The following is a 17,028-nucleotide window of genomic DNA, read 5'->3' as shown; positions in this document are numbered from 1 at the left end:
CCGGCACCCTCACACCCGCGAAGGCGGGACATCAGAGACGAACCCATGGCTGAGTGGTCTCCGACGTCCCGCCTTCGTGTTGTCCGGGAACGGACGTGAATCAGGTGAGCAGTTGGTGCCGGGCGAGGTCGCGGTACAGCGGCGTCGTCTCGACGAGCTCCTCGTGCGTGCCCTGGCCGACCACGACGCCGTCCTGCAGCACCACGATCAGATCGCTGTCGACCACGGTCGACAGGCGGTGCGCGATCACGATGAGCGTGCGGTCGGTCGACACCGCGTCGATCGCTTCGCGCATCCGCTGCTCGTTCACGCCGTCGAGTGATGACGTCGACTCGTCGAGCAGGAGGATCGGGGCGTCCGTGAGCAGGGCGCGGGCGATCGCGAGGCGCTGACGCTCGCCGCCGGACAGCATCACGCCGTCTTCGCCGACGGGGGCCTCGATGCCCAGCGGGTTGCGCTCGAGCACGTCGCCGAGGTTCACGGCGCGCAGCACGCGTTCGCAGTCGGCATCGGTCGCATCGGGCGAGGCGAGACGCAGGTTCTCGGCAAGCGTGCCGGCGAGGGTCGGTGCATCCTGCTCGACGTAGCCGAAGTTGGCGCGCAGGTCGTCGCGCGGGTAGGTGCGCGCGTCGTGGCCGTGTAGGCGGATGGACCCGCCGGTCGGGTCATAGAACCGCTCGATCAACGACAGGATCGTGCTCTTGCCCGCACCGCTGGGGCCGACGAGGGCGACCCTGGCGCCGTGAGGCACGGCGAACGACACTCCGCGGAGCACTTCGTGGTCCTGCGCGGCCGGTGCCGCATCTTCGACCGATTCCAGATGCGCATCCGCGAGGAGGGTCCGCGCTGCCTTCGCCGCGGCCTGACGCGCTGCCACCACGTTCGCGGGGTAGTGGAAGCGCACATCGCGGAACTCGATGGCCGGTGCGCCGGGGGCTGCGTCCTCGTGGGGGAGGGCGGCGGCGATGGCTTCGTCGTCCTGTGCCTCCGTCGGCAGGTCGAGCACCTCTTGGATGCGACCGAGTGCGCCGAGTGCCTGGTTCACCGAAGTGATCGCGCCGAAGGTCGTGGCGAGCGGCATCACCAGGAGGAACAGGAACATGATGAACGAGATCAGCGACGCGATGGTGATCGCGCCGGCGGCCACCCGGAACCCGCCGACGCCGAGGACCACCAGCAGCGACAACTGCAGCGCGATGCCGGAGACGGGCACGACCATCGACGAGATCTTGGCGATGCGCACACCGATGCCGTACGCGTCGGTGGCGAGCTCCGACACCGCGGCCGTCTCGCGCTCGGTGGCGCCCGAGGCGCGGATGGTGCGGATCGAGCCGACCGCACGCTCCACGCCGGAGGCGAGCTCGCCGACCTTCTCCTGCTGGGCGGTCGAGGCAGTGCGGATGCGGCCGCTGAGCAGCACGACGACCGTGACGGAGATGCCGATCACGACGACGATGAGCAGCAGCAGGATCGGGTCGATCACGAGCATCGCGATCAGCGCGCCGAGGAACAGCACGGCGCTGCCGACGGCATCCGCGAGGCCCTGCGTGAGCACGGCGTAGAGGAGGGTCGTGTCGGTGCCGACGCGTGAGACGAGGTCCCCGGTACGGCGGGCATCGAACTCCGAGGTCGGCAGGTGCAGGATGCGGGCGATCAGCTTGCGGCGGCTCGAGTGCACGACCGCGGTGCCGGTGCGCTGGAGCAGGTAGTGCTGGAAGCCGGAGATGACGGACGACACGATCACGAAGCCGACCAGCAGCCAGACGAGGATCCCGATGCCGGTGTCGGACTGCACCGCCTCGATGACCTGGCCGACGAGCAGAGGCTGCACGAGAGACGTGGCGGCGCCGACGACGCTGAGCACGGCGACCACGATCAGGGTGCGCTTGTGTTCGAAGAGGAAGGGGAGGAGCTGGCGGAAGGTGGCGCGCGGGCCTTCGGGCTGTGCGCCACGTCCGCGGCGGCGTGCTGTCGCCGAACCGGACATGCGGGACCTCGATCTGGAGATGGTACTTCGACCGTACTTCGTTCGCGGTCGAATCCTATGGGCGGGCTGTATGGGTGGGCGTCGTCGGGGTCGAGCGTCAGGAGCGACCGAACCGCCGGTGCGCGGCTTGCTTGCTCACTCCCAGCGCGCTCGCGATCGCCTGCCACGAGTATCCGAGGTTGCGGGCGCGGCGCACATTCGCCTCTTCGGCGCGAGCGATCTCCTTGCGTGTCTCGGCGAGCCTGTGCAGTGCGGCCAGGGGCTCGCTGCCGTCGTCCTGTGCGATCGCGGTCGGCTTTGTCATGATGGACCTCCTGCGTCAATACTTGTTGACTTCGTCACGGAAGTCAATTTCTGTTGACGCTGTGAGTTATCCACAGTTCGCTCTTTCGCGCATGTGGAACACATGCGATCCTGGAGAAGTGGGTCGGATGCTGCAGGTACGAAATCTCCCGGACGATGTTCATGCACGCCTCAAGGAACGCGCCGCCGCGGAGCGCATGTCGCTGTCCGACTACGTGGCCCGCGAACTCGCGGGCCTCGTGCAGTACCGCACGAACGCGGAGATCATCGCCGCAGCCCGCGCGAGGTCGGTGGGTGACGGAGCCTCGCTCACGCGCAGTCAGATCCTCGCGGCGCGTGACGCGGCTCGTGCCGACAGGGACGACGAGCTCGCCCCGTGAGCACCGCGGTCGTGCTCGATGCCTCCGCGGCGATCGATGCCCTGTTGGGCACAAGCGACTGGGTGAACGGCGACGACTTTCACGCACACGCCGGGCTCGACATCGAGGTGCTGTCGGTGTTGCGGCGTCAGACGCTCCACGACGGCTTGACCGCTCACCGCGCGCGGGAGGCGCTCGACCTCTTCGGCGAGCTCCAGATCACGCGGCACCCGCTGCGTCGACTGATACCGCGCATCTGGATGCTGCGGGACGATGTCAGCGCCTATGACGCCGGCTATGTCGCACTTGCCGAGGCCCTCGGCATCCCGCTTCTGACGCTCGACCGCAAGCTCGCGAAAACGGCGGCGCGCTACTGCGAGGTCATCGTCCTCTGACGGACGTCCCGATGCAGAGAAGCGGCCTCCTGGTGGGGAGGCCGCCTCTCAGCGATCAGAGCTCGACGGCGGCGGCGACCCCGAGGTCGTCGTCGTAGTCGTGGTCCTTGGTCTCGGGCGTGAAGATCAGCGCGACGAAGGTCAGCACTCCCATCGCCGACAGGTACAGGCCGACCAGCCACGGGGCACCGCCCGCTGCCTCCCACAGCTTCAGGGCGATCAGTGGTGCCACGGCGGCGCCGAGGATCGACGACACGTTGTAGGCGATCGCCGACCCCGTGTACCGCACGTTCGTCGGGAACAGTTCGGGCAGCAGCGCACCCATCGGGCCGAACGTCGCCCCCATCAACATGAAGCCGAAGACGAGGAACGCCTGCGTGAGGGCACCCGTGAACTTCGGGTCGACGGCGGGCAGCAGGAACGTGTTGAACGTGAAGCCGAACACGATGATCGCGCCCGTGACCCAGAGCAGCAGCTTGCGTCGACCGATCGCGTCGGCGATCGGCCCGGACAGCAGCGTGAAGATGCCGAAGAACACCACGCCGATGATCTGCATCAGCACGAAGTCGGTGTAGCCGAAGCCGAGGCCGGGGTAGAACTGCGCCGCGAACTTGGTCGGGTCGAAGGGGGCGCCCGTCGCCTCTGCGGCAGCCTTCGCGGCGGCCGAAGCGGTCTCCAGCGACGCCGGCTTGGTGCCGTAGGCGAGGGTGAAGTTCGTCATCAGGTAGAACAGCACGTACGTCGCCAGCATGATGAACGTGCCGAGGATCAGCTGCTTCCAGTGGTGGCGGAAGACGGTCGCCAGCGGGAGCTTGCGGATGGCGCCCTTGGTCTCGGCCTTCTTGAAGGTGTCGGACTCGACGAGCTTCAGTCGCACCCACAGGCCGATGATCACCATGACGGCGGAGAACAGGAACGGGATGCGCCAGCCCCAGGAGAGGAACGCCTCGGACTTGAGGACCGGGTTCTCGGCGTGCGGCAGCAGCCAGTTGATCGCGAGGAAGAGGAAGTTGGCGATGATGAAGCCGAGCGGTGCGCCCAGCTGCGGGAAGGTGCCGTACCAGGCGCGCTTGCCCTTCGGGGCGTTCTCGGTGGCGACCAGAGCCGCGCCCGACCACTCGCCACCGAGCGCGAAGCCCTGAGCGAGGCGCAGGATCAGCAACAGGAGCGCCGCCCACCAGCCGATGTCCTGGTACGTGGGGAGCAGGCCGATCACGAAGGTCGCGATGCCCATCGTCAGCAGCGATGCGACGAGGGTGGCCTTGCGGCCGAACTTGTCGCCGAAGTGGCCGAAGACCACGGCGCCGATGGGGCGCGCGACCATCGCTGCACCGAAGACGGCGAACGACGACAGGAGCGAGGTGGTGTCGTCTCCGGTCGGGAAGAACAGCACGGGGAACACGAGAACGGCCGCCGTCGCATACGCGTAGAAGTCGTAGAACTCGATGGTCGTGCCGACCAGACTCGCGGTGATGACGCGCGAGCGCGGGTTCGCGGGCGCAGTGGCAGTACTCATGAGGCTCCTCCGTTCAGCCCCTTGGTATACCGGGGACTCGGCGAGTTTACGCCTTCCTGAGTGTTGGCTGTGTACGCGTTTCGCGTGTCATCCGGTGCGCGACCCGGATGCGTAGAGTCGAGGGCGGCGAAAGGCGGGAGGAACGATGACCACGAGGATGCTGCTCCTGGCCGACACCCATGTGCCGAAGCGGGCGAGAAGGCTGCCGGATGCGGTGCTGCAGGCGGTGGACGATGCCGAGATCGTGGTGCACGCGGGCGACTGGGTCGACGAAGCCACACTCGATCTGCTCGAGTCGCGGTCTCGGGTGCTGCACGGCGTGTACGGCAACAACGACGGGCCCGAGCTGCGCTCACGCCTTCCGGAGGTCGCCCGGTTCACGGTCGAGGGCGTCGATGTCGCCGTCGTGCACGAGACGGGGGAGTCCCGCAAGCGTGAGGAGCGGATGGACGAGGCGTACCCGGGCATCGATCTCCTCGTATTCGGGCACTCGCACATTCCCTGGGACACCGTGTCGCCCGCGGGCCTCCGGCTGCTCAACCCCGGATCGCCCACGGATCGGCGTCGGCAGCCGGTGTGCACGATGATGTGGGTCGAGCTGGACGGGCGCCGGATGGACGCGACGCTGGTGCCGCTGTCGTGATTCATCCGCCCGTCTCCCGCGCTCCCCTGCGCTCCGGCGTCACTCCTCCGTGACGCCGAGTGCCGGTGCCTCGACGAAGCGGGCGATGGGCGCCAGAATCTGCTCGAGTTCGAGAACGACGAGCCGGTTGCGGCCCTCGCGCGTTGCCGGGGCCGGCACATAGAGCGTGCGCTGCGGTCCGTTGCGCCAGTAGCGGCCGAGGAAGAAGCCGTTGACGAACGCGTATCCCTTGCTCCATGGTGCGGTGTCGAGGAACAAGTCGGCAGGGGCATCCAAGGTGAAATCGGTCGTCCACGCGTGCGGGCCGTCTCCCGCAGCATCCGTCGGCTGACCCGCATCGATCTCCGCGGCGACGTCGAGGGGTGTCGAGCGCCACCCGGTTATGGGCGTGCCATCGAGCGTGACCGCGCCGATCAGGCCCTTCTCCTCCCCGAGTCGGTGGTCGTAGTTCACGCGACCCTGGTCCTCGACCAGGATGCTGAGGGTACGGCCCTTCGGAATGCGGATCGCACGGTCGTGTCTCGTGCGGGAGAGGGTGCCGACGGCGACCCCGTCGACGCTGACCCAGGCGAGGTCGCGCACCTCGTCGGTGACGAGGAGACCGCCGTTCCCGTCCGGGAGGTCGACGTCGTAGCGCACCAGCGCGCTCAGGTGGCCGAGAGCGTCGAAGCTCTGCGGCTGCGCGGTGACCGCGCCGGCCCCGTCGCCGTCCGTCCAGGTTCCGACGGGGGAGAGGGAGACGTCGAACGCGGGGGCAGCGATCGTGACTGCCGGCATCTCTTCCGGCACCGGAGCGTACTTCGCGATCACCTCTCGGAAGGCGAAGAACTTCTCCGTGGGGTTGCCGGCCTCGTCGAGTGGCGCGTCGTAGTCGTAGGAGGTCACGAGCGGCAGGTAGCGGCCCTTGTCGTTCGCGCCGTTGGTGAGCCCGAAGTTCGTGCCGCCGTGGAACATGTAGATGTTGACCGACGCTCCGGCGGCGAGAAGGGCATCGAGATCGGCTGCGGCAGCGGCGACATCCGTCGTGTGATGCACTCCGCCCCACCAGTCGAACCAGCCGTCCCAGAACTCCGAGCACATCAGGGGTCCCGTCGGCTGGTGTCGGCGCAGAGTCGCGAGGCGTTCTGCGCTGCGGGATCCGAAGGAGCCGGTCTTGTGTAGGCCGGGAAGGCTGCCGTCGCTCAGCATCTGATCCACGGGTTGATCCACGGTCGTCAGCGGCACCGTGATTCCGGCATCGCGCGTGACGGCGACCAGTGCCTCGAGGTAGGCCTTGTCCGCGCCGTAAGCGCCGTACTCGTTCTCGATCTGCACGAGCACGACGGGCCCGCCCCGGTCGATCTGGCGCGGCGCGACGATGTCGTACACGCGTCGCAGGTAGGCACTCACCTCGACGAGGAAGTCGGGAGCCGACGATCGCAGGTTCTCCATGCTCCCGGTCAGCCACACCGGCAGACCGCCGTTGTGCCACTCGGCGCAGATGTAGGGGCCCGGGCGCACGATCGCATCCAGACCCTCGGCATGAACGAGGTCGAGGAAGCGTCCGAGATCGTTCCACCCGGTCGTGTCCCACTCGCCGCGCCGCGGTGCGTGCGCGTTCCAGGCGACATACGTCTCGATCGTGTTCAGGCCCATCAGCCGTGCCTTGCGGATGCGGTCCTGCCACAGGTCCGGGTGCACGCGGAAGTAGTGGATGGCGCCGGAGATCACCTGATGCGGCTGACCGTCGCGGAGGAAGTCGGTGTCGCCGAGAGAGAACGTGGTCACGTGTCGGAGTGCTTTCGATCGAGGAGCTGAGCCGGCCCCGCACGGGGCCGGCTCAGCCGCGGGCGTTACTTGTTGACGGTGAAGCCCTGGGCGTTGCCGTACTCGACCAGCGCGTCCTGCCAGGCCGTCAGGCCCTCGTTCAGGTCGGTGCCGTTCTGGTACGACTGGCCCACGGTGTCGCCGAAGATGCTGTTCGCGTACACCTGGTAGGGCAGGTAGCTCCAGTCCTCGACCACGTCGTCGGCTGCGGCCGCGAGGACCTCGTTGATCTTCTGGCCGCCGAAGTACTCCGGAGCATCGGCGAGGAATTCCTCGCTGGAGAGCTCGGCGGTCGTCGACGGGAAGCCGCCTGACTCGAGGAAGATCGAGATGCTCTCCTCCGAGTTGTTCAGCCACCACAGGAAGCCGGCCGCCAACTCCGGGTTCTTGCTCTGCGTCGTGACGGCCTGGCCGCCACCGCCGTTCTCGGCGCTCGCCGGGGTGCCGTCGTAGGTCGGCATCGGGGCGACGCGCCAGTCACCGGCGCCGTCGGGCGCGCCGGTGATGAGGTTGCCGGGCATCCAGGCGCCGATCACGAGGGTGGCGAGGCTGCCGTCACCGAGGCCGCGGAACCACTCGTCGCTCCAGCTGCCGTAGGGTGCGACCAGGTCTTCCTCGACGAGGCGGTTCCAGTTCTCGGTCCACTTCTTCGACCCCTCGTCCTGCAGGTCGATCGTGACATCGGTGCCCGAGGTCTCGAATGGCTTGCCGCCGGCCTGCCAGATCATGGACGTCGCGAAGCCGGCGTCGCCGGTGTCGTTGGTGATGTAGGCGTCGGGGTTCGCGGCGTGGATCTTCTTCGCCGCCTCGTAGTACTCGTCCCAGGTGGTCGGCACTTCGACGCCCGCGGCGTCGAACACGGTCTTGTTGTAGAACAGCGCCATGGGGCCGGAGTCCTGCGGCAGGCCGTAGATGGCGTCGCCGCTGGTGACCGAGTTCCAGGTGGATGCGGTGTAGTCGTCCTCGAAATCGGCGAACCCGTACTTCGACAGGTCGGCGAAAGCGTCGGTCAGGGCGAACTGCGGCAAGGCGTAGTACTCGACCTGCACGACGTCGGGGGCGCCTGAGCCCGCCTTGATCGCGTTCTGCAGCTTCGTGTACTCCTCGTTGTTGGTGCCGGCGTTGACGAGGTTGACCTTGACGTTCGGGTATTCCTTCTGGAACGCCTCGACCTGGGCCTCGGCAGACGGCGTCCACGACCAGTACGTGATCTCGCCGCCCTTCTCGAGTGCAGCCTCGACGGAGTCGAACGAGCCGGAGCCGGAACCGGATCCGCTGCCCGCGTCGCCGCCGGTGCTGCAGCCGGCCAGCGCCAGTGCTGCCACGGTTCCTGCGGCGAGCACCGCGAGGGTGCGCCGTGTCGGTGAGGGAAGGTGCTTCATTGCTGTGTCCTTTCGGGGGTGCGGTCCAGCATCGGATCGCGAGGGGGTGAGGAAGGAGTGCGGGGCTACTGCTTGACGCTGCCCGCGGTGAGACCTGACTGCCAGAAGCGCTGCAGCAGCAGGAAGGCGATGACGATCGGGATGATCGTGAGCAGCGAGCCCATGATCACGAGGTTGTAGATCGGCTGGGAGCCGGCGCCGATGGCCTGGGCGCTCCACTGGTTCAGACCGACCGTGAGCGGATACCAGGCGGGATCCGACAGCATGATCAGCGGCAGGAAGTAGTTGTTCCAGGTCGCCACGACCGTGAACAGCGCGACCGTCACGATGCCGGGCGCGAGCAGGCGCATCGAGATCGTGAAGAAGGTCCGGAACTCTCCGGCGCCGTCGATGCGCGCGGCCTCCAGCAGCTCGGTCGGCACGGACTCGGAGGCGAACACCCAGATCAGATACAGCCCGAAGGGGCTGATGAGAGACGGGATGATCACGGCCCAGGGGGTGTTGGTCAGGCCCAGCTCGCTGAACAGCAGGAATGTCGGGACGGCGAGCGCCGTGCCGGGAACGGCGACCGCTCCGAGGACGACGGCGAAGACCGCGCGCCGGCCGGGGAAACGGAACTTCGCGAGGCCGTAGCCGGCCAGCGTGGCGAGCAGTGTCGCCCCGCCCGCGCCGACGACGACGTACAGCAGCGTGTTGCCGAGCCAGCGCAGGAAGATGCCGTCGCGGTACGAGAACGTGGCGACGAGGTTGTCGAAGAACGCGAAGTCATCGGAGAACCAGAGGCCGAACGAGCTGAAGAGTCCCGCCTGCGTCTTGGTGGAGCTGAACAGCAGCCAGACCAGGGGCACGAGCGTGTACAGCGCGTAGACGATCATGACGATCAGCAGCGTGTTGGACTTGCGCGGGTTCAGCGGATCGTGGCGACGGCGAGAGGGGCGGGCGAGGGGGAGTGCCATGTCAGCGCACCTCCGACTTCGAGCCGCGCAACTGCACGACGTAGGCGATGACCGCGGTGATGATGCCCATGATGATGGCGATCGTGGCGGCGTAGTTGAACTGCTGTCCGGCGAACGACAGGTTGTAGGCGTACATGTTCGGCGTGAAGAACGTGGTGATCACGTTCGGAGCCAGGGGCCGCAGGATGTTCGGCTCGTTGAAGAGCTGGAAGCTGCCGATGATCGAGAAGATCGTCGCGATCACGAGCGCGCCGCGCACGGAGGGGATCTTGATCGAGAAGATCGTGCGCCATGCCCCCGCGCCGTCGAGAGAGGCGGCCTCGTACATGTCGGTCGGGATGCTCTTGAGCGATGAGTAGAAGATCAGCATGTTGTAGCCGACGAACTCCCACGTGACGATGTTGCCGATCGAGACCAGCATCCATTCCTTGGCGAACGGCGTGATGGCGTCGACTCCGAGGAAGTCGTTGATGTTGCTCGTGAGCCCGAACTGGTCGCCGTAGATGTAGCCCCACATCAGCACCGCCACGACGGCGGGTACCGCGTAGGGCAGGAAGATGAGGATGCGGAAGAACGATGCTCCGCGCAGGCGTGCGCTGTCGATGGCGAGGGCGGCGCCGAGGGCGAGGACCAGCATGATCGGCACCTGCACGACGAGGAAGATCAGCACGCGGCCGAACGCCTCCCAGAACTGCGGGTCGGTGAGCGCGCGGACGTAGTTGTCCAGCCCGACGAATGCGGTGCCGCCGATGAGCTTCTCCTGGAAGAAGCTCAGGTACAGCGCGTAGGCGAGCGGTGTCAGGAACACCAGGGCGAACACGACCATGAACGGACCGACGAAGGTCCAGCCCTTCCAGTCGCGCTTGTCGCGGCGCCGGATGCCGGGGGCACCCAGGGCGACGGGGGTTTCAGTCGTCATCGACGATTCCTTCTTACGTTCCGGGCGCACCGTGCGCCGTGTGTCAACGTCAACATATGCGATGCGCTGCTAGTGTGTCAACGTCAACATATGAGGGGATGGGTGATCGTGACCCCAGAGCAACCGACAGAGACGTCGGCACGTCGTCGTGAGCCTTCGATGGAAGACGTCGCCCGTGAGGCGGGCGTCTCCGGACAGACGGTCTCTCGCGTCGTGAACGCCAGGGGATACGTCGGCGCCGCCACCCGCGAGCGCGTCGAGGCCGCGATGCAGAGCCTCGGCTACCGACCCAACAGTGCCGCCCGCGCGCTGCGGTCAGGGCGATTCCGCACCATCGGCGTCGTGATGTTCTCGTTCAGCTCGTACGGCAACCAGCGCACGCTCGACGCGATCGCGGTGCGCGCCGCCCAGCTCGGCTACGCGCTCACCCTCATCCCCGTGGAGTCGAGTGCCGGCGAGACCGTGGCCGGTGCGTTCCGGCGCCTGGAGGAGCACGCGGTCGACGGCATCATCATCGTGATCGAGGCACACCAGCTCGACGAGGCCGACATCGAGATCCCCGATGCCCTGCCCGTGGTGTTCGTCGACTCCAATCGCGGCGAGACGCTTCCGTTCGTCGACACCGACCAGGCGCAGGGTGCGCGGCTGGCGACCGAGCATCTGCTCGAACTCGGACACGACACGGTGTGGCACGTCACCGGTCCCGCGCGCTCGTACTCCGCGGAACGGCGTCGCGATGCCTGGCGGGAGACGCTCGAGAAGCACCGACGCCCGGTGCCGGAACCGTTGCAGGGCGACTGGTCGGCCGCCTCGGGGTACGCGGCGGGTCTCCGGCTCCGTGAGATCGACGGCGTCACCGCGGTGTTCGCGGCGAACGACCAGATGGCGATCGGCGTGCTCCGCGCGTTTCGCGAGGCCGGACGCGAGGTGCCGGGAGATGTGAGCCTCGTCGGATTCGACGGATTGCCGGATGCCGCGCAGCTGTGGCCGCCGCTGACGACCGTGCAGCAGTATCCGGAGCGGGTCGGGGCCCTCGCGGTGGACGCACTGCTCGCCGAGCTCGACGGCACCGAACGTCAGCAGACGCCGCTCGTGAGCACCGAGCTGATCGTGCGCGAGAGCACGGCGGCGCCGCGGAGGCGCTGAGCGCTCAGCGCCAGATCGCGGCGATGGCGGCGTTGGCGGCGGTGAGGATGCCGACGAGCCAGAACACCGCCGGCGGGATGGCTGCTCCGCGGCGCTGACGGCCCAGGCCGATTCCGAGCAGCGCACCGATGACGAGCAGGATCACGAGCTTGACGCCGATCTTGACGTAGTTGAGCTCGTACGAGATTCCCCAGGGGGCGGCGAGAGCGAGGCCGGCGACCGCGGCGATCGCCATGCCGATGTTCATCAGACGAGTGAACTCGCGCTTGCCGCCGAACGCCTGGACCGCCCACGCCCCGAAGAGCACGGCGAAGCCGATGAGGTGGACGAACAGCACGATGTGGCGCAGAGTCTCCATGCCCTCACCGTAGGAGGTGCGGGTCGGTCCGCGCTAGCAAGGTCAGGCTGACCTGCGCAGTCGGGCCCGGCTCAGCCGCGCAGCTCCCGGACGACGAGCGCGGTGCGCAGTGCGGCATCCGCCGCCTCGGCCCCCTTGTCCTCCTTGGAGCCTTCGAGGCCCGCGCGGTCGAGACCCTGCTGCTCGTCATCGAGGGTCAGCACGCCGAACCCGACCGGCTTGCCGGCGTCGAGCGCGACGCGGGTGAGGCCGTCGGTGGTCGCCGCCGACACGTACTCGAAGTGCGGGGTGCCGCCGCGGATGATGACGCCGAGTGCGACGACCGCGTCGGCGCCGCCGGCGAAGGCGGCCTGCGCGGCGAGAGCGAGCTCGAACGAGCCGGGCACCCGCACGAGGCGGTGCGAGGCCTGCGCCTCATTCAGCACGCGCTCCGCGCCGGCGATCAGGCCGTTCGAGATCGTCTCGTGCCAGGTGCCGGCGACGATCACGACGTTCAGACCGCGTCCATCGATGTCGCCGGTCTCGGGTGCTCCTGCGCCGCTCATTTCTCGTCCTTCCCGTGGGCGAGCGCCTCTGCGAGTTCCGCTTCGCCGATGATGTGACCCATCCGGTCACGCTTGGTCTCCAGGTACTGATGGTTGTTCGGTCCGACGCCCACGATCAGGGGGACCTGCTCGATGACGTCGAGTCCCAGCTCGCGCAGCTGCTCCACCTTGTCGGTGTTGTTCGTCAGCAGCCGCACCTTCGACACGCCCAGATCGGCGAGGATGCCCGCTGCCGCGGCGTAGTCGCGTGCGTCAGCCGGCAGCCCGAGGGCGAGGTTCGCGTCGACCGTGTCGAGGCCCTCCTCCTGCAGGCTGTATGCCCGCAGCTTGTTGATGAGCCCGATGCCGCGTCCCTCGTGCCCGCGCATGTAGATGACGACGCCGCCCTGCTTCTCGATCGCGTCGAGCGCCGAATCCAGTTGCGGTCCGCACTCGCACTTCAGCGAGCCGAACGCCTCGCCGGTCAGGCACTCCGAGTGCACGCGCACGAGGGCCGTCTCGCCGAGCTCGCCCGAGACGACGGCGATGTGGTCGGTCCCCGTCACCCGGTCCTTGTAGGCGAGGAACCGGAAGACCCCGTGGGTCGTCGGCACCGTGGCGTCAGCGCGCAGGCTCACGCGGCGCCCGCGATGCGCCGAGGGAGTGGCGCCTTCGGGATCGATCTCGTTGAGGTGCGCGATGAGCTGCTCGATCGTGATGACCGGCACGCCGTCGCGCGCTCCGAGGTCGATCAGGCCGGGGAGACGCATCATGCTGCCGTCTTCGGCGACCACCTCGGCGATCGCACCGACCGGCCGCAGGCCCGCGAGCTTCATCAGCTCGACGGCGGCCTCGGTGTGACCGCTGCGCTCGCGCACGCCTCCGTCGACGGCGCGCAGCGGCAGGACGTGGCCCGGACGGATGATGCTGGTCGCCGTCGATCCCGGGTTCGCCAGCACGTTCAGCGTGTGCGCGCGGTCGTGGGCGCTGATGCCGGTGGTGACGCCTTCGGCCGCGTCCACACTCACGGTGTACGCGGTGGAGCGGGCGTCTTCGCTGGCGGCCACCATCGGCGGCAGGTTCAGGTGGTCGGCGAGGTCGGTCGGCATCGGCGCGCAGATGAAGCCGGACGACCAGCGCACCGTCCAGGCCACCCACTCGGGCGTGGCGAGCTCGGCCGACAGGATCACGTCGCCTTCGTTCTCGCGGTTCTCGTCGTCAGCGACGAGCACGGGGCGCCCGACGCGCAGCGCCTCCAGGGCCTCGGCGATGGTGGAAAGGCTCATCGCGAGCCTCCTTCCGGTGCGGCGCGGAACGCGAGCAGGCGCTCGACGTGACGGGCGAGGATGTCGGTCTCGAGGTTCACACGGTCGCCGACCGCTCGGCTGCCGAGGGTGGTCGCGGCGAGGGTCTCCGGGATCAGCGAGACCTCGAACCACGGGGAGGGGTCGGCGGGCACGCTGACCGCACTCACGGTCAGTGACGTTCCGTCGACGGAGATCGAGCCCTTGTCGACCACGAGCGGGGCGAGGTCAGTCGGCAGGCTGATGCGCAGCACGCTCCACTGGGCACCGGGTCGCACCTCGAGCACGTCGCCGACTCCGTCGACATGACCCTGCACGATGTGTCCGCCCAGTCGTGCACCGACAGGCATGGCCTTCTCGATGTTGACGCGGGTGCCGACCGTCGCCGATCCGATCGCGGCGACGTCGAGCGTCTGCTTCATCACGTCGGTGTCGAAGGTGTCGGCAGTAGAGCCGACGACCGTGAGGCACACGCCCGAGACGGCGATGGACTCGCCGTGCACGGCATCCGCTGCCGCGCGGGGGGCGCGCACGGTCAGGCGCCAGCCGTCGCCCGCGGGCGCGATCGCGGTGATCTCGCCCATCTCCTCGATGATTCCGGTGAACATCAGGCGGCTCCTTCGTTCTGGTTCTGAGGGTCTGTCGGTGCTGCGGGGCGTGCGACGGCGAGCAGATCGGGTCCGAGGGGGACCCATTCGTCGATCGTGAGGCGGCGCGCATGGTCGATCGATGCGACGCCGATGTCGCCGAGGGCGAGCTTGTCGCCGCCGAGCAGCACCGGCGCGATGTAGGCGAGCACCCGGTCGGCCAGGCCCGCCTGGATGAAGGCGCTGGCCAGGGTCGGCCCACCCTCGACGAAGACGCGCTGGATGCCGCGCGCGTGCAGATCGGCGGTCACCGCGTGCAGATCGTGGGTGTCGAAGAAGAGCGGGGAGTGCGGATGCCGGTGCACGGCGGCGTCCGTCGGCGTCGGGCGCGAACCGATGACGACCGGGACGGGCTGGTGCGGCAGCAGAGCGTCGCCGTCGCGGGCGGTGAGAGCCGGGTCGTCGGCGAGCACGGTGCCGGTGCCGACGACGATCGCGTCGGCCTCCGCACGGCGGTGGTGCACGTCGGCTCGAGCGGCCGGTCCCGTGATCCATTGGCTCGAGCCGTCGGTGGCAGCGGCGCGACCGTCGAGGCTCTGCGCCCACTTGACCGTGATGTGCGGGCGTCCCAGGCGCTGGGCCGTCAGCCAGCCGTCGATCAGGGCATGCGCGGCATCCGCCTGCTCACCCGAGTCGACGTCGACGCCGGCGGCGCGCAGGCGCTCCGCTCCGCCTCCTGATTCGGCGCCGGGATCGTCGAGGGCGTACACGACTCTGGCGACCCCTGCCTCGATCAGCGCGACGGCGCAGGGCCCGGTGCGTCCGGTGTGATTGCAGGGCTCGAGCGTCACGACGGCAGTGGCGCCGCGGGCGTCGCCGGGTGCGAGCTTCGAGAGCGCGTCGACCTCGGCGTGCGGTGTCCCGGCTCCCTGATGCCAGCCCTCGGCGAGGACCGTGCCATCGGGGGAGAGGATGACCGCGCCGACCTGCGGGTTCGCCCCGCGCGGTCCGCGCGTGGCGAGCTGGAGCGCGCGATCCATCGCGCTGCGCTCTGCCGCGTTCACTGCCATCCGTCGTCCTCCTCTGAGGCTCCGGGGTCAGACAGGGATGGCGGAACGGACGCACGGATGCGTCTCGTGCTGCCTCCCTTCCGGACTAGCGAGGTCTCCCTCGCATCACCGTCGGTCCCGGAATTCCACCGGATCGGCATCCCGATCTCTCGAGACGCTCGCGGACTGTCACCGCCGGTTCGGATTCCCACCGACCCCGGAGCACGTTGTTGTTCTGAGTGTACTCAACGCATCTGCGCGCATTTCATTCCGAGACATGGACCGGGAGGGCCCGGAAGGGCGAGGTCACTTCAACAGTCGAGAGAGACGACGGTCGGCGAGCACCTTGCCGCCGGTCTGGCACGTGGGGCAGTACTCGAGGGAGCGGTCGGCGAAGAACACGCTGCGGACGGTGTCACCGCAGACGGGGCATGCCTCGCCGCGACGCGCATGCACCTGCATCCCCCGTCGCTTGGCGTCTTTGAGGTCGGCGGGCGGTTTGCCCGATGCCTCGGCGACCGCCTCTGTGAGCGTCTCGCGCATCGCTTCGTACAGGCGGTCGATCTCGGCATCGTCGAGCTTTCCCGCGATCGCGTACGGCGACATCCGGGCGGCGTGCAGGATCTCGTCGGAGTACGCGTTGCCGATCCCCGCGATCACCGCCTGGTCGCGCAGCAGTCCCTTGATCTGCATCCGCCGGTCTTCCAGCAGTGCAACGAACGTGCCGCGGTCGAAGGCGGGGTCGAGCGGGTCGGGGCCGAGCCGCGCGATGCCCGGCACCTCCTGCGGATCACGGACCACGTACACCGCGAGCGACTTCTTCGTTCCGGCCTCGGTCAGGTCGAAACCGCTGTCGTCATCGAGCGCGACGCGCAGAGCGATCGGCGACTTGCCGGGTTTGATGAGCGTCGTCGGCAGCGTCTCATACCAGCGCAGCCACCCGGCCTTCGCGAGGTGGAACACGAGATGCAGCTCGTCGCCGCACGACAGCACCACGAACTTTCCGAGCCGGGCGGCGGCCGTGATCGTCGCGCCCTGCAACGCGGTGATGGGCGGATCGTAGGTCTTCAGCGCGGCGATCGCCGCGACGCTGGCGCGCGTGATCGTGCGCCCCACGGCGCGGTCGGCGAGGAACGTGGTCAGGCCTTGGACTTCCGGCATCTCCGGCATGCGCTCATCCTGTCATCGGCCGCCGACACTGTCACCCCGATGGTCTCGCTCATCAGAGGATCGGCCAGTCCACCGGCGTGCGGTCGTCATCAGGCAGCAGGCCGGCGATCCACCCGTCGTTACGACCGCGCGGACTCGTGAGCGCCTGCCGCTGCAGACCCTCGTAGCGGAAGCCGAGCGCGCGGGCGGCGCGGGCGGAAGGGACGTTCCCGGCCACGGCCTGCCAGCGGAGGCGGACGAGCCCGAGCTCGTCGAAACCCCAATCGATCACGGCGCGGGCAGCTTCCGCGAGATGGCCCTTGCCCCGGGCGGCCGGGGTCACCCAGTACCCGAGTTCGGCGCTCCCGCCCGTGAAGTGGGCGGCGATACCGTGCAGACCGATCATGCCCACGAGCTCGTCGTCGGCGTACATACCCCAGACCGCCTCCGAGCCGTCGGCCCACGACCCCGCGACGAGACGCACGAAGTGCTCCGCATCCTCGCGGTTGTAGGGGCTCGGAACCGTCGTCCAGCGTGCGATCTCCGGATCCTGGCACGCCTCTGTGATCGCATCGATGTCCGCCTCCGTCGGTGCATGCAGGACGAGACGTTCGGTGGTCAGGGCGACGGATTCCATCCCGACAG

The 17,028-nt window shown here is 68.4% G+C and carries 18 protein-coding genes; 4 read left to right on the top strand and 14 right to left on the bottom strand.

The genetic code is table 11. The features are described 5' to 3' along the window. Positions 1 to 100: 100 nt before the first annotated feature. Positions 101 to 1,987 carry an ABC transporter ATP-binding protein gene (locus J7E45_RS04050; protein ID WP_215067185.1) on the bottom strand — a complete coding sequence of 629 codons (1,887 nt, stop codon included), beginning with the start codon at positions 1,985 to 1,987 and terminating at the stop codon, positions 101 to 103. Between the two features lie 97 nt (positions 1,988 to 2,084). Next, entirely contained in the window at positions 2,085 to 2,291 is a 207-nt protein-coding gene (locus J7E45_RS04045) for a transcriptional regulator (protein WP_091034395.1), read from the bottom strand. A gap of 127 nt (positions 2,292 to 2,418) precedes the next feature. Between J7E45_RS04045 and J7E45_RS04040 the strand changes: the two genes are divergently transcribed. Both J7E45_RS04040 and J7E45_RS04035 read left to right on the top strand, forming a co-directional pair. Then, a complete protein-coding gene (locus J7E45_RS04040) occupies positions 2,419 to 2,670 on the top strand; it encodes an antitoxin (RefSeq protein WP_215067183.1) in 252 nt (83 codons plus the stop codon). Next, entirely contained in the window at positions 2,667 to 3,044 is a 378-nt protein-coding gene (locus tag J7E45_RS04035) for a type II toxin-antitoxin system VapC family toxin (protein WP_215067181.1), read from the top strand. Before J7E45_RS04040 ends, J7E45_RS04035 begins: the two co-directional genes overlap by 4 nt. 55 nt (positions 3,045 to 3,099) lie before the next feature. Here J7E45_RS04035 and J7E45_RS04030 read toward each other — a convergent pair whose 3' ends face one another. After that, positions 3,100 to 4,560, bottom strand: coding sequence for an MFS transporter (locus tag J7E45_RS04030; protein ID WP_167633884.1), 1,461 nt, complete (start codon positions 4,558 to 4,560; stop codon positions 3,100 to 3,102). Between the two features lie 145 nt (positions 4,561 to 4,705). Between J7E45_RS04030 and J7E45_RS04025 the strand changes: the two genes are divergently transcribed. Then, positions 4,706 to 5,203, top strand: a complete 498-nt coding sequence (locus J7E45_RS04025) for a metallophosphoesterase (RefSeq protein WP_215067179.1) — start codon at positions 4,706 to 4,708, stop codon at positions 5,201 to 5,203. Between the two features lie 39 nt (positions 5,204 to 5,242). On the opposite strand, the gene J7E45_RS04020 is transcribed toward J7E45_RS04025, so the two are convergent. The 4 genes from J7E45_RS04020 to J7E45_RS04005 form a co-directional block, all read right to left on the bottom strand. Beyond that, positions 5,243 to 6,970 carry a beta-galactosidase gene (locus J7E45_RS04020; RefSeq protein ID WP_215067177.1) on the bottom strand — a complete coding sequence of 576 codons (1,728 nt, stop codon included), beginning with the start codon at positions 6,968 to 6,970 and terminating at the stop codon, positions 5,243 to 5,245. A gap of 65 nt (positions 6,971 to 7,035) precedes the next feature. Next, a complete protein-coding gene (locus J7E45_RS04015; protein ID WP_091034384.1) occupies positions 7,036 to 8,391 on the bottom strand; it encodes a sugar ABC transporter substrate-binding protein in 1,356 nt (451 codons plus the stop codon). Positions 8,392 to 8,456: 65 nt separating this feature from the next. Further along, the gene (locus J7E45_RS04010; protein WP_051662277.1) at positions 8,457 to 9,347 is read right to left on the bottom strand and encodes a carbohydrate ABC transporter permease; all 891 of its coding nucleotides are present in this window, start codon (positions 9,345 to 9,347) and stop codon (positions 8,457 to 8,459) included. A gap of 1 nt (position 9,348) precedes the next feature. Continuing rightward, entirely contained in the window at positions 9,349 to 10,266 is a 918-nt protein-coding gene (locus tag J7E45_RS04005) for a carbohydrate ABC transporter permease (protein WP_167633886.1), read from the bottom strand. 159 nt (positions 10,267 to 10,425) lie between these two features. On the opposite strand from J7E45_RS04005, the gene J7E45_RS04000 reads away from it, so the two are divergent. After that, positions 10,426 to 11,412, top strand: coding sequence for a LacI family DNA-binding transcriptional regulator (locus J7E45_RS04000; protein ID WP_215067175.1), 987 nt, complete (start codon positions 10,426 to 10,428; stop codon positions 11,410 to 11,412). Positions 11,413 to 11,416: 4 nt separating this feature from the next. On the opposite strand, the gene J7E45_RS03995 is transcribed toward J7E45_RS04000, so the two are convergent. From J7E45_RS03995 to J7E45_RS03965, 7 genes are all read right to left on the bottom strand, one after another. Further along, the gene (locus tag J7E45_RS03995; RefSeq protein ID WP_029263008.1) at positions 11,417 to 11,770 is read right to left on the bottom strand and encodes a hypothetical protein; all 354 of its coding nucleotides are present in this window, start codon (positions 11,768 to 11,770) and stop codon (positions 11,417 to 11,419) included. 71 nt (positions 11,771 to 11,841) lie between these two features. Next, positions 11,842 to 12,315 (bottom strand): 6,7-dimethyl-8-ribityllumazine synthase, encoded by a 474-nt coding sequence (gene ribH / locus J7E45_RS03990; RefSeq protein WP_029263007.1) that lies wholly within the window; start codon positions 12,313 to 12,315, stop codon positions 11,842 to 11,844. Further along, positions 12,312 to 13,580: a GTP cyclohydrolase II gene (gene ribA / locus J7E45_RS03985; protein ID WP_215067173.1), complete on the bottom strand. Its 1,269-nt coding sequence runs from the start codon at positions 13,578 to 13,580 to the stop codon at positions 12,312 to 12,314. The genes ribH and ribA overlap by 4 nt, the downstream gene beginning before the upstream one ends. Continuing rightward, complete coding sequence (locus J7E45_RS03980; protein ID WP_215067171.1) at positions 13,577 to 14,206, bottom strand: riboflavin synthase; 630 nt, start codon at positions 14,204 to 14,206, stop codon at positions 13,577 to 13,579. The genes ribA and J7E45_RS03980 overlap by 4 nt, the downstream gene beginning before the upstream one ends. Further along, positions 14,206 to 15,255: a bifunctional diaminohydroxyphosphoribosylaminopyrimidine deaminase/5-amino-6-(5-phosphoribosylamino)uracil reductase RibD gene (gene ribD / locus J7E45_RS03975; protein WP_215067168.1), complete on the bottom strand. Its 1,050-nt coding sequence runs from the start codon at positions 15,253 to 15,255 to the stop codon at positions 14,206 to 14,208. Before ribD ends, J7E45_RS03980 begins: the two co-directional genes overlap by 1 nt. A 285-nt stretch (positions 15,256 to 15,540) precedes the next feature. Beyond that, the gene (locus J7E45_RS03970) at positions 15,541 to 16,404 is read right to left on the bottom strand and encodes an Fpg/Nei family DNA glycosylase (RefSeq protein WP_215067166.1); all 864 of its coding nucleotides are present in this window, start codon (positions 16,402 to 16,404) and stop codon (positions 15,541 to 15,543) included. A gap of 52 nt (positions 16,405 to 16,456) precedes the next feature. Next, positions 16,457 to 17,020, bottom strand: coding sequence for a GNAT family N-acetyltransferase (locus tag J7E45_RS03965; RefSeq protein WP_215067164.1), 564 nt, complete (start codon positions 17,018 to 17,020; stop codon positions 16,457 to 16,459). Positions 17,021 to 17,028 lie beyond the last annotated feature (8 nt).

The sequence above is a fragment of the Microbacterium sp. ISL-59 genome (genome assembly GCF_018613945.1).
GTDB lineage: Bacteria > Actinomycetota > Actinomycetes > Actinomycetales > Microbacteriaceae > Microbacterium > Microbacterium oxydans_B.
The sequence above is the reverse complement of the archived record's forward strand: the minus strand, read 5'-3'. Positions and strand labels throughout refer to the sequence as shown.